The organism is Photobacterium gaetbulicola, from assembly GCF_003025515.1.
Taxonomy (GTDB): domain Bacteria; phylum Pseudomonadota; class Gammaproteobacteria; order Enterobacterales; family Vibrionaceae; genus Photobacterium; species Photobacterium gaetbulicola.
The window spans coordinates 1-12,768 of record NZ_PYME01000010.1 but is presented as its reverse complement, the minus strand read 5'-3'; the positions used below and the strand labels follow the sequence as shown (position 1 = coordinate 12,768).

Annotated in this window: 11 protein-coding genes; 4 read left to right on the top strand and 7 right to left on the bottom strand. The window is 48.5% G+C overall.

The features are described 5' to 3' along the window. Positions 1 to 51: 51 nt before the first annotated feature. Entirely contained in the window at positions 52 to 1,566 is a 1,515-nt protein-coding gene (locus C9J03_RS10485; protein WP_044623205.1) for a Na+/H+ antiporter NhaC family protein, read from the bottom strand. Between the two features lie 312 nt (positions 1,567 to 1,878). Here C9J03_RS10485 and C9J03_RS10480 point away from each other — a divergent pair, with 312 nt between their 5' ends. The 3 genes from C9J03_RS10480 to C9J03_RS10470 all read left to right on the top strand — a co-directional run bounded on the left by C9J03_RS10480 (position 1,879) and on the right by C9J03_RS10470 (position 3,509). Continuing rightward, on the top strand, positions 1,879 to 2,478 hold the full coding sequence (locus tag C9J03_RS10480; RefSeq protein WP_044623206.1) for an HAD family hydrolase: 600 nt from the start codon (positions 1,879 to 1,881) through the stop codon (positions 2,476 to 2,478). A 67-nt stretch (positions 2,479 to 2,545) separates the two neighbouring features. After that, positions 2,546 to 3,064: a hypothetical protein gene (locus C9J03_RS10475; RefSeq protein WP_231580659.1), complete on the top strand. Its 519-nt coding sequence runs from the start codon at positions 2,546 to 2,548 to the stop codon at positions 3,062 to 3,064. A 115-nt stretch (positions 3,065 to 3,179) separates the two neighbouring features. Continuing rightward, complete coding sequence (locus tag C9J03_RS10470) at positions 3,180 to 3,509, top strand: hypothetical protein (protein WP_044623207.1); 330 nt, start codon at positions 3,180 to 3,182, stop codon at positions 3,507 to 3,509. 33 nt (positions 3,510 to 3,542) lie between these two features. Here the strand turns inward: C9J03_RS10470 and C9J03_RS10465 are convergent, their stop codons facing one another. The 6 genes from C9J03_RS10465 to C9J03_RS10440 form a co-directional block, all read right to left on the bottom strand. Next, positions 3,543 to 4,223 (bottom strand): response regulator, encoded by a 681-nt coding sequence (locus C9J03_RS10465; RefSeq protein ID WP_197078591.1) that lies wholly within the window; start codon positions 4,221 to 4,223, stop codon positions 3,543 to 3,545. Continuing rightward, entirely contained in the window at positions 4,220 to 5,821 is a 1,602-nt protein-coding gene (locus C9J03_RS10460; protein WP_044623209.1) for an ATP-binding protein, read from the bottom strand. The genes C9J03_RS10465 and C9J03_RS10460 overlap by 4 nt, the downstream gene beginning before the upstream one ends. Before the next feature lie 153 nt (positions 5,822 to 5,974). Further along, on the bottom strand, positions 5,975 to 7,258 hold the full coding sequence (locus tag C9J03_RS10455; RefSeq protein WP_039462095.1) for a 2-hydroxycarboxylate transporter family protein: 1,284 nt from the start codon (positions 7,256 to 7,258) through the stop codon (positions 5,975 to 5,977). A 347-nt stretch (positions 7,259 to 7,605) separates the two neighbouring features. Further along, complete coding sequence (locus C9J03_RS10450) at positions 7,606 to 8,898, bottom strand: serine/threonine transporter (protein ID WP_044623210.1); 1,293 nt, start codon at positions 8,896 to 8,898, stop codon at positions 7,606 to 7,608. A 745-nt stretch (positions 8,899 to 9,643) separates the two neighbouring features. Beyond that, the gene (locus C9J03_RS10445) at positions 9,644 to 10,126 is read right to left on the bottom strand and encodes a YajQ family cyclic di-GMP-binding protein (RefSeq protein ID WP_039460527.1); all 483 of its coding nucleotides are present in this window, start codon (positions 10,124 to 10,126) and stop codon (positions 9,644 to 9,646) included. 71 nt (positions 10,127 to 10,197) lie between these two features. After that, entirely contained in the window at positions 10,198 to 11,253 is a 1,056-nt protein-coding gene (locus tag C9J03_RS10440) for a 3-deoxy-7-phosphoheptulonate synthase (protein ID WP_044623211.1), read from the bottom strand. A 440-nt stretch (positions 11,254 to 11,693) separates the two neighbouring features. On the opposite strand from C9J03_RS10440, the gene C9J03_RS10435 reads away from it, so the two are divergent. Continuing rightward, positions 11,694 to 12,575 (top strand): putative PEP-binding protein, encoded by an 882-nt coding sequence (locus C9J03_RS10435; RefSeq protein WP_044623212.1) that lies wholly within the window; start codon positions 11,694 to 11,696, stop codon positions 12,573 to 12,575. Positions 12,576 to 12,768 lie beyond the last annotated feature (193 nt).

Here is a 12,768-nt window from a genome sequence, read left to right as displayed (position 1 = left end):
CTGCCAGCAGCCAGTAGGATCGGCGGGCTGCTGGAAATCGCAGGGCGGTGCCTATGCTTCGGTCAGGGTGGTCGGCTCGACGTATCTGGAACGGTGCCATTTTGACACAAGGTATACCATGCCTGCCTGAGCGATAAGCGCGAATCCCAGGACTGTCGGGCTTGGCATCAGGCCTGCGGCGACAAAGCTCAGCAAAGCAATCGTGCCATTGAGCAGTGCATAGGGTAGCTGGGTTCTGAAGTGCTCAAACTGATCACAGCCTGATCCTGTCGAAGACAAAATAGTGGTTTCTGAGATCGGCGAGCAGTGATCGCCAAATAGCCCACCGGACAGCACCGCTCCAATACAGGCATACAATGGGGCATCGATGGCAATTGCTGTCGGGATAACAAGTGGCATCATGATCGCGAAGGTGCCCCATGATGATCCGGTTGCAAAAGAAATAATGGCAGACAACAGGAAAGCCACGGCAGGGACTAACCAGTATGGAAAGCCAGCCTGTGCTTGTTCGGCAATATAGGCTGCTGTTCCTAGCTCTTTACCCACGCTGCTCAGTGTCCATGCAAGGATAAGTACAATCGCAACTTGCATCATGTTACCCATGCCTTTGAGGTACACGCTGATCCCATCGCTGAGCTTACGCACACCGTAAAACGCCATGAGGACAATGAGCGTAACGGCAGCGAAGAAGTAAGCGCTTGAAAGGGCAGCACGGAAAACCGACCCCGAGACTCTCTCGAACGGAAAACCAAGCGGCACCAACATTACGACCAATACGGTGGCCATCACCAGCAAGGGAGCAAACACAAAAGAAGCTTTTGCATTTTTATGCGTAAAGCTCTCGAGGGTTTCAGTGCTGGCGGCAGTAATGATCCCTTGCTGTGCCTTGGCCTCTGCGATAGCCATTGGGCCGAAGTCGAGCTTCTTGAAAGCCACTAGCGGCACGATAAAAATGGCAAGAAATGCATAGAACTGAAAAGGTATGGCTTTGATAAAGGCTTCCCAGTCGGTTATCGCAACATCCATGGTGCTGAACTCTTTTTGCAGTAGGCCCATGATGTAAACCCCCCACCCAATAAACGGGATCAATATCGCAACCGGCGAAGAGGTCGAGTCAATAATGAATGCGAGCTTTTGCCGTGAAAGCTTAAGTTTGTCAAATAGCGGACGGAAAACAGGGCCGACAATCAGCGGCGTGCCCAAATCAGAAAAGAAGATAAAAATACCGCCAAACCATGAGGATAGCTGGGCACGGCATTTGCTGCTTACCCAATGTGTTACCTTGGCTGCAAAGGCCTGGCCGCCGCCGGATTGCTCCATCAAAGCAACAAAGCCACCGATAAAGACCAGCAGCACGATAACGCCAGCGTTATAGCTGTCGGTCAGCTGTGGTACCAAGTAGTCTTTGACCAAAGTGCCGAAGGTATCGAGTGGAGCAATACCGTTTAGCATGACAACGCCACTGAAAACACCGCCAAATAAACCGATAACAACGTTTCGAGTTGTGAGGGACAAGGCAAGGGTAATGATGATGGGGATGAGGGAGGTAAAATCAGGTTGAGTCATATAGCGTTCCTTAGCTGTACGTCCAATATCAAAAAAGGCGCAATGAATATCAATATTATTAATGTGAATATATATACAAAAACATTGCATGTATAGCTATCTGGGGGAGGTTTTACTACTTTTTATGCTAAAAGGAGTGTGTTTTGCTCATAATGCGCGCAAATCTAGCTTCACTTTGTGCCGATTTCTGTGACGGCTTTAGGTTTACATACAGGGCTGATTGCAATATAAGTGACATATAGTGTCGTTACCATGACAGGATTCGTGGCCGTAATTAATCGCCAAGAGATAAGTAAATAAACAAGGAGAAACATGGATTTATCAAGCTACAAAGGTATCATTTTTGATATGGATGGCACTCTGGTTGATTCAATGCCCGCACACCTTGAGGCATGGGAGAAAACCTGTGCAATTCATGAGATACCTTTTGATCGCCAATGGTTTTACGAATTGGGCGGAATGCCAAGCGTCCGCATTGCCCAGGAGATCAATCGCAGCTTCCGCCAGAACTTTGATACAGAACGTCTCGCCAATACCAAATACAAATTTTACGATGAAATTGCCTACAAGGCTGAAGTGATTGAGTCGGTATACCAAGTTCTGCTCGACCATAAAGGCAGCAAAAAAATGGCAGTAGGAACGGGAAGCCGCCTGTTCAATGCCGAGCCGCTTCTTGGCCAAACCGGGATTTTGCCTATGCTCGATGCATTGGTTACCGCTGATGATGTCGTCAACCACAAGCCTAACCCCGATACCTTCCTTGAAGCCGCAAAACGTATCGGTGTTACACCGCATGAATGCGTGGTGTTCGAAGATACAGAATTAGGCCAGAAAGCGGCCTTGGCAGCAGGTATGGATTGTTATCTTGTCGTCGATGGTGAAATTACCACGCTGACCAAAGCAACACGCTAGCTATTACCGGACAGTTGATGCCCAAGTGCCTTGCAGTGACTTGGGTATAAGAGGTATTCTTCCTGCATTGTTTGAATACCCTGTCATCACCATGAACCAATCATCGCCTTCCTCTTCAACTACACGTTCTTCTAGCAAAAAACACAGCAAAAATGCGCATCAAGAAGAGCAGTTCGGCATGTCGGAAACCCGCTTTTGGATTCAGCGCTTGAGTAAAACTGCTATCCGGGCAATGCATATCCTCGGTATTTCAGGGAGTGCTGGTGGCTTCTTGTACGGGGTCGAGCAGGCGCTGTGGCTCCACTGGTGGGTCATGGCAATGGTAACGGGCGTTATCATGACGGGGTTGGAAATCCGCCAGTCGCGATTATGGTTGATCCAGCTAAAAGGCGTACTGACGTTTGTAAAACTAGCTTTGCTCAGTAGCTTTTTCTGGCTACCACAGCATAAACCTGAGCTGTTCATCGTCATTCTCGTGATGTCGGTGGTTATCGCTCACGGCCCCGCAGGCTTGCGCCACTACTCTATTTGGCACCGTCGTAGGATTGATGAGCCCAAAGGCAAAAAAAGACAAATTAATGGATGAAAGTGACATGCTAATGGTAAAAAAGTCTTTTATTCAATAATTGAGACACAGTAAGTACGAACCCGCACTACACTGATAAATGGGCATTTACCAACTAGTGTTTAGGAGACCGGTTGTGAAAAACTTACTGCTTGTGACTTTTTTACCCCTGGTAATAGCAGGATGTTCCAAGTCTGTTGATGAGCGTGCTGACGAATTTGTCGAGGCCAGTTTTACCCTGTGCGGCTCCAAGGTGCAGTCTTACGCTCAGGGTGATGACGGTAAGATCCGTATCGTCTGCGAAAACAACAGTTATTTCTCGGTCAAAGATCAGGATACCTTGGCCTACATGCATGAACTAAATGGGGCATACTGCCGTGGCCAAGGCTTTTCCGCTTTCCATGAGCGCAGCCGTTACTTCACCTTTATCTGCAATGGGCAGAAATCGTTCAATATCCCCAAATAGTGCCAGCTGGCATTGAGGCCAGGCACGCATGGGTCAGTGCAGCAGTTGATAGAGCCGCTGTGGTCTGCCGCCGGTTTTGTAATTGAGCACTAACTTGATCATCCCCTCCGTTTCCAGAAACTCCAGGTAGCGGCGGGCGGTGATCCGGCTGACATTCATTTTCTTGCCGATATCATCGGCTGAGAAGTCCTGGAGCTGCTCATCTAGCAATATCTGCTTGAGGTTTGCCAAGGTTGTTGCGTCGATCCCTTTGGGGGTGCTGCGAATCGGTGTTGCGGGTGATTTCCGAAACAGCTGGTCAATATCATTCTGATCAACGGTAGCTGCCGTGGTCAGGGTACGGCGGTATTTGAGGTAATCTTCCAGTGCCTGATTGACTCGAGACATGCGGATTGGCTTGACCAGGTAATCCATGACCCCAAGCTGTACCGCCTGCTCGACGGTTGCGGCTTCTCGCTCTGCAGTGGTCATAATGAAGCTGCAGCTGACATTCTGGGCACGCAGCTCGCGGATAAGCGCCAGCCCGCTGCCATCAGGCAGGGTGATGTCTACAAACACCAAATCGGGTTTGAAAGCGTTGAATTGCAACAGGGCATCAGCATAGCTTTCACTGACGGCCACCACAGAAAACTGCGGGTGTTGGTTGATGGTTGACTCAAGGGTGTAGCTGGCGCGGATGTCATCTTCCAGCACCATAACCGTTGTCTTTGTCATAAGCGTGTCGTGATCTGTTTGTCTAAATACAGGCTAAACAAGGTGGTATCTTGTTCAGTGCGTTCCCAGTCGATACTGCCATGGAAGTAATCGACAAGCTGATTGACCAGGTAAAGGCCAACCCCGTTTTGCTGGTCGTCGTGCTTGCTGCTGACGCCGAACTCAAGAATTGAGTCGCTGATCTCAACCGGCACCCCGGCACCGCTGTCTTGTACCTCGATAATGATATGCTGATTGCGATCGCTAAGATAGAGCTGGACTTCCGCAGGCGTTAGACCGCGGTTTTGCCACGCGGCCAGCAGCGCATTGTCTATCAGGTTGCCGATAATCGTCACCAGCTTTTCCGAAATAGCCTTTTCGTAGCTTGACAGGCTGGTATCGTCATCTAGCGTAAAGGTGACACCGAGATCGGATGCCTTATTGAACTTGGCCATCAGCAGACCGGCAATGGCACTGTCGTTAACCGAGGTAACGATACTGCGGATAATGGACTGGTAACTGTCTGTTTCTTGCTGAATAAAATCGACGGCTTTCTCAAAGTTGCCCAGTTGCAGCATTCCTGACAGGACATTGAGTTTGTTGGAATACTCGTGGGTTTTACTGCGCAGCAGTTCGGCATAGTTTTTGAGATAGGTGACCTCACGCTCCAGCTCATTTTGATCTAGGTTGGCATAGAAGACAATAACATGGCCTCGTATGCCCTTATTGTGTTTGATCGGATAGATATCAGCACGATAAGTATGCTTGCCAATATTGAATTTACCTTGGTGGAAGCTGTCATTATCCGAAAATACCAGATGGCTCAGGGTGGTTGAAAAGCAGGAAAGCGGCTGGCCGATATAGTCATGCGGCCCGAGCTTCCCCATCGAGATCATTTTGCTGGCACTGTGGTTCATGGTGGTAATACAGTGATTGTTGTCAATGGCGAGAATGCCATCGCGGATACTGTTAAGGATCATCTCGCGCTCGCGAAACTTGTGGACCACAATCTCGGGCTCGTAATCAAGGAAGGTACGCTTCATTTTGAATACAAACGCACTGGTAATAGAAACGCCCAACAAGTAAACAATCGCAACCAGCCCGGCAATCTTGCCAAACTGCTCCATCAATATGCCGATGCTGCGGTCATACATATAACCGATATTGACGACCCCGATCACCCGACTGTCATCAAGGATAGGGGAAAAGTTGCGGATGGCCTTACCCAGCGTGCCGGATGCCACACTGGTATGGTCTACGCCTTGGTTCAGGGTCGGGTAGATATCGTCCCCGTTAAAATGCAGCCCGATCTTCTCTTGGTCAGGGTGGGTCAGGCGCATAGCCTGCTGATCGGTCACGACAATGAAAGAAGCGTCGGTCTTGCTGCGAATATCTTCGATGTAGCCCTGTAGCTCGAACGGCTGGCGGTTGTTTTTGGCTTTGACCGCTTGAATGACCACAGGGTCATGGGCCAATACGCGGGCCAGCTCCATTCCCCGCTCTTCAATACCGCCAATGTGCGCGTTTTGCAGCAGGTAGAAGATAAAGGTGGTGACAACAACGACGATCGAAGATGTTGTCGCCAGGGTGGTAAGGGCAAGGTAGCTCTTGAGTTTCATTGAACGGGTCGGTTGATTAGGCACTGAATTTGGCAAGGATTATAACTGGATATAAGGTGGGAATACTGTGCCAGATATCTTTTATCTGGGCAGTAAGCAATCAAATGCCGGGCAGCATGGCTGGCCCGGCATGAAACGCGAAACCGTTACTGGCTATTTCAGCAACTCGATTATCATGGTCGCCAATATCAACATGAAAGCACCGCCAATACGGGAGGAGATCTGTGCAAATGGCATCAGCTCCATACGCTTGCTGGCGGCCAGTACCGCTACGTCACCAGTACCGCCCATATTAGCCATGCAAAGCCCTGCGGTAATAGATGCCTCAATCGGGTTGAAGCCCATCAGACGGCCGATAATCGCCGTACCGACAATCGCGCCGAGTACCGTGGCAAAAACCATCAGGAAGTAAACCAGGCTCAGGGACTCGATGATTTGGTTAAGGTCGGTATACGCCACACCGATGCCGACTAGCAGAGCTGGGGTTAGGTTATCAACCACAAACTTGTACCAGCCGTGGGCCGCACGTTCCAGCTCGCGCGGCATGAAGCCGGCCACCTTGACCAGCGCTACGAAGATGATCATCAGCGCGTAGGTATGCATGCTGATCACGCTGCTTAGCATTGAACCAACAAAGTACATGGTAATAGCCAGTAGGGCACCGACACCAAGTACGTTGATAGAAATTGGCTGCTCGTCGTTTTCTTCCTGCTTCTCTTCGGCTTTGCCGCGCATCAGCTGGCCGTTGCCGGTCAGCGACGGGAAGAATTTACCGACTTTATCCAACAGGCCGGCCATCACAATCGCAATCGCATTACCGATAGCCAGCGCAGGAACCATCTTTGACAGCAGAATCTCTGCACTCATGCCGGTGTTGCCCGACATGATCTCCACCAGAGGCACCGCGCCAGCACCCATACCGCCGCCCATAATTGGCAGGGCTATCAGCATGACCGATTCCATAAAGCCGTGGCCCAGAGCTGCGCCGACAATACCGGCAAACAGGAATGCACAGGCGACACCGCCGAGGATAACGGGAATGTACTTCAGGGCAGCTTTCTTTAGCACATTGGTGTCCATGCCCAGAATTGAGCCGGTGACAAGGCTGGCGATGAAGAATGACAGGAAGCCACCGCCTTTGACAAAGGTGGTAATGGTATCAGCTGTCTCATGAGGGATCAGGCCACTGTGGAAAATGTATGAAGAGCCAAAAATGATAACAATGGCACCGCCACCGAAGAACTGGTTGACGATAGGGGTTTTGTCGCCTGCGACATTGAGGATATAGCCAACGACGGCCATGACACCAATTGCGCCGATGATCCCGGTTGGCATATTGTTTTGCACGGTCGCCAGTAAGATCACGGCGGCGGAGAGTGCAAAAATCACATTCATCATACGCTTGTCGCTATGACTCATGGTGTTATTGGAAAACATAGTTCACCTGTTTTTAAGTGTTGTTGTGGTTTGGGTGCAGTCTACCAACATGTGCAAAGCGGAAAATTGAGTACAGTGTTTATGTAACTATCTAGTGCTTTTGTAACTTTTGTTCATGAATAAAAGCGAGAGCAGCCTTATGAGGCGGAAGTCAGCAAGGCGTAAACCCCAACAAAAGTGGCTAAAGCTAAAATGGGGGGAGGTTTAAGGAAGGTGTGGCAGAAGCGAAAAAACAAGATGTAGGCAGTCTAATGGGCTTTTCGTGCAAAAAAGAACCCCACTAAAGAGTGGGGTTCGACTGCAATCCAAGACCATTCAGGGATGGTTTTTAATCCATGATCTCTGGTTTATTGGGCCAGAGAATAAAAGATCGCGGAAATTGAGATCAGACCGATAATAACGATGAATACGTTGCTGATTGCGCCAGAGTATTTGCGCATTGCTGGCACTTTCTTAATTGCGTACATCGGCATGATGAATAGCAGCATAGCGATGATTGGGCCGCCAAGGCTCTCAATCATACCCAAGATGCTTGGGTTGATGGTCGCTACTGCCCAAGTGGTGATCAGCATGAAGCCAGCAGTGAAAGCATTAAGGGCTTTCGGGCCGATTTCCTTGCCACGGCTACGTGTCATTTTAACCACCAAACCGTTAAGGCCTTCGCTGGCGCCAAGGTAATGGCCAAGGAAAGACTTGGTGATTGCAATGATAGCAACGATAGGTGCTGCGTATGCAATCATTGGCGTGTTGAAGTGGTTAGATAGGTACGTCAGGATTGATACGTTTTGCGCTTTAGCTTCAGCAAGGTTTGCCGGAGACAGCGAGAGCACACAGCTGAACACGAAGAACATAACAGTAACAACCATCATGATGTGTGCACGCTGCAGTACGCGGCGTGACTGTGCTTCAGCATTTTCGCCGTGCTCTTTTTGCATGGCAACAGCGAAAGACGAGATCACTGGGGAGTGGTTAAACGAGAAAACCATAACTGGCAGGATCAGCCATACAGCCATAAAGACTGACGTCATACCGCCTTCTACAGGGATCACGTGGTTAAAGATTTCGCCATTCCACTCAGGAACAAGGTAAAGGGCAAGAGCCAACAGCACTGCGACGAACGGGAATACCAGCATGCTCATTGCTTTGACAATAAGCTCTTCACCCAGACGGACAATCGCCATCAGGCCAACGATCAGAATCAGGGCTAGGATCCAACGAGCCGGTGGAACCATGCCGAGCTGGTTGATCATAAAGCTTTCTACAGTATTGGTCAGTGCAACACTGTATACCAGTAGAATTGGGTAGATAGCAAAGAAGTAAAGTAGGGTGATGACTTTACCCATACCTGCACCGAAGTGCTCTTCTACTACCTCTGTGATATCGGCGCCAGGGTTGGAGCTCGACAGCACAAAACGGGTCATACCGCGGTGAGCGAAGTAAGTCATTGGTAGCGCAAGTACTGTCATGACCAATAGCGGGATCAGGCCACCGACACCGGCGTTGATTGGCAGAAACAGGGTGCCGGCACCTACAGCGGTACCGAATAGGCCAAGTACCCACAGGGTATCGGTTTTTTTCCAGCCAAGCTTTGCTTTAGTGGTTGGTTGAGAATGAACGGTATTGTTTTTCACAGTGTCCATTATGGACATCTCCTTTATAGGTATAGTTTATATAGCCTTCAAAGGGTTCTCTTCTGTGTATCTTCCCTGCTTTACTGATGGAACGTCAGCAAAGGAGTAAGAGCAGCTTGCAAACAACTATTTGCAGGTTCATACGAACAATATAAGAAGCGAGTTGCGAGGGGAATCACTTTAAACTGAAAGTGATTATGGTGACGTCCTGGGTCGAAAAGCGCGAATTCCATGCATGCACAATGCTACTTGGTAATGACTGCTCTGAATCTCTAACTTATTAAAACCTTTAAAATTAACAATTGGAACCCTAGATAGGACGCGGCAAGTATAGGGGATTATCCGTATCACAACTATGGTTTTTCGCTTTTAAGAGTCTGTTTGCACAATAAATAGGCACTTGTTTATAGCCGTAAAATATCCGGTTATGACTTTATATGTCTAATGGTGGGGTTTGTATTAACAATTGTTAGGAAAGGTTAATAGCTGTATTGGGTTTTCTGTTTAAGACTGCTTACTTAGTGATGGCGACGAGAGAGAAATAGATTTTGTTGTTAAGTTATTGAATGTTGCCATTTGATTTGGTTATAAAGCAACGGTTGGGTATTTGTTTTAATTATTCGAGAGAATTAAGTGGTGGGTAGTAACGACGGTTGTGCAGAATCAGATGTTTGCCAATGTATGGTTTGAGGACTTATAGCGAGGAAATAAAAAAAACCGCCCGAAGGCGGCTTTCAAAACGACACATTGCCGATTAGTCACGGAAGTTATCGAACTGGAATGATTGGCCAAGCTCTGCACCACGTACTAGCGCCATTGCGGCTTGAAGATCATCGCGCTTCTTGCCCGTTACACGAACTTTGTCACCTTGGATAGAAGCTTGAACTTTTAGCTTCTCGTCTTTGATCATTTTGACAATTTTCTTGGCAACGGCCGTGTCGACGCCTTGCTTAAATTCAACGTTACAAGAAAATGACTTACCAGTGCGGGTTGTCTCTTTTTGATCCATTGATTGCGCATCGACATGGCGTTTAGCTAGGTTACCGCGAAGAATGGTAACCAACTGGCTTAGTTGGTAATCAGACTCAGTTGTGATTTTAACGACTTCTTTTTCCAGCTTGAAGCTAGCTTCGACACCACGGAAATCAAAACGAGTATCTAGTTCACGAGATGAGTTTTCTACCGCATTTCGGATTTCTACGAAGTCGACTTCAGAAACAATGTCAAAAGATGGCATGTGCGTAATCCTGATTGTAGGTTGATGTAATTGTAATATAAGCGGGGCCTTCATTGGCCCAGCCGTATGTTTTATTGTTGGCTCTCTACGGCTTCAGAAAGCATGTCTAGCATGGTAACGGTATCGTCCCAGTTAAGGCATGGATCAGTAATAGATTGGCCGTAAGTTAGCGCGCATAAATTGTCAGTATCTACCGGTTGGTTGCCTTCAACAATAAAGCTTTCTGCCATAATACCTGCAATGAAGTTGCTGCCAGACTTTATCTGCTGGCAAATATCGGCGGCAACATCGAGTTGGCGCTTGTGCTGTTTCTGGCAGTTACCATGGCTGAAGTCGACAACCAGACGAGGCGGCAGCTCAAAGGATGCCAACGTATCGCATGACGCTTTGATGTCATCGGCATGGTAGTTCGGCATTTTGCCGCCACGCAGAATGACATGTCCGTGTGGGTTGCCCGAGGTACGGTAGATTGTCATTTCACCGCTTTTGGCCGGCGAGCAGAATACGTGCGATTCACGGGTGGCGCGGATGGCATCAATTGCAATTTTGATATTGCCGTCAGTACCGTTCTTAAAGCCTACTGGACAGGATAGGGCCGAAGCCATCTCGCGATGAATTTGAGATTCTGTGGTACGAGCCCCGATAGCCCCCCAACTGATCAGGTCAGCCAAATATTGGCCAGTGATCATGTCCAGGAACTCAGTGGCAGTCGGCATACCCAATGCGTTGATATCAACCAGCAGTTTACGTGCCGTGTGGAGACCCTTGGCGAGATCAAGGCTGCCGTCCAGATTAGGATCTGATACTAGCCCCTTCCAGCCTACTACTGTGCGGGGCTTCTCGAAGTAGGTACGCATTACAATAAAAAGCGTGTCTTTGTGTTTTTCCTGTACGGCACATAGGCGTTTGGCATAATCGATGGCGGCATCAGGATCATGGACAGAGCAAGGGCCAACGATAACAAGAAGACGGGAGTCCTGGCCCGTAAGAATCGCTTCAACTTGACGACGAGAGTGGGCGACATGCTCCGCAATTTCATCTGTGATTGGGTAAGCAGCTTCGACCGCAGCCGGCGTTGGCATCAGTCCAAGGCTAACGGTGCGGAGTTCATCTGTTTTCATTGGCATAGTGTTGCCTATCTCGGTATTACAAAAATTATTGACGCGTAAAGATAGCCCAAAAGTCGGCAGGAATAAACCAAACTTGTGATATCACTTAGATTTTTATTCTAGCGTGTTCTCTTTTTCTTCGCCTTTTCTCAAGCTAGATCAATGAATGTTGTCATTTTGTCCAGTTGTTCTGGGTCATTTACAGATAGTTTTGATTGGCTCGGCTATGTGCATAATCGTGCAACTGACGCTATTTAGTTATCCAGAAGAGAAAAACTTTCTATTTACCCACTTGCGTCCGACGAAATGAGTCAGTATGTTGGGGTTTAGTGAATATATACCCAGTCAGTGTGGGTAAAAATGGAAGTTAATATACAAAGGGAGTCACAAGCCGAGATGCTAGGCGCTATCTATATATTTTCTTCCAAGAAACCAAGTTAAAGCAGTTATGGTGGTTTATGACAAATAGTGCTCAGTCAGGTCTACAGTTTTCAGAAATTCTTAAATCTTCTTCACAACTTTCGCGTATACAGGCAGAGATAGGCTTGGTCTCTGTAGACGATCTGTTGCTGGAAATCGGGATCCACCCTTTCGCAGCCGCTTATCCATCTGATCTCGCAGAAGACATCCAACAGCAGTTACATGCGAAAACAGACGGCAATCCAGCAGAGTTTTTCGTTTCTGCGTTAGCAGAAAGGCTGATCGCTGCGGCACAGAAAGCTGGCCCAAAGCCGCTAAAAGTTCGTTTGGCTGGTGCTGGTTCTCACAAAAGACAGGCTTTACTCGGCTCGGAGCTGGAAACACAAGAGATAAATCCGCTTATAGGCAAAAGAGGTGTTTCACGCTGGGCTGACAAAGTGGTACGTAAGGCATTTGAGTTGGAGTGCGAGGCGATTAAACGTGCTCGAATAGCTGAGGGGATGACAAATATCGAGTTAGTTATCCCGTTTGTCCGCACGTTCAGTGAGTCTGCAACTGCGATTGATCTGCTTGCGGAGCAAGGGCTATGCCGAGGCGCGCATGGCTTACGGGTACATTTGATGGCTGAGCTGCCGGCAAATGCCTTGCTGGCAGAAAAATTCCTGCAGTACTTTGATGGGTTGGTTGTTGATATTGATCAGCTTGCCCAATTTGCCTTGGGGCTGGATCAAGAACATCCATCGTTGGAATACTTGCATGATGATCAAAATGAGGCAGTGTTGGCACTTATCGATCATGCGCTTAAGGCGGCTGCAACCGTAAACAAGCCCTGTGATCTTGTCAGTCACTATATCAACAAGGCACCAAACCTGCAGTTGTGGCTATTGGAGCAGCAGGTTACTACGGTTATTACGCAATAACTGAACACCAGGCAGAGGGTAACAGGGCAATAGAACCGGTGCACCACTAGGTGCACCGGTTTTTTATTGGTGCGCCGAGCATGGCGTTGTTCTAGGAGGTGAAAGTCCTCTACGGGCTCAGTCGAGCGAGAACCGTTAGCCTATGCAAGGGTGTCCACCGTGAGGTGGGATCTGAAGGAAGCAAACGGCAAAA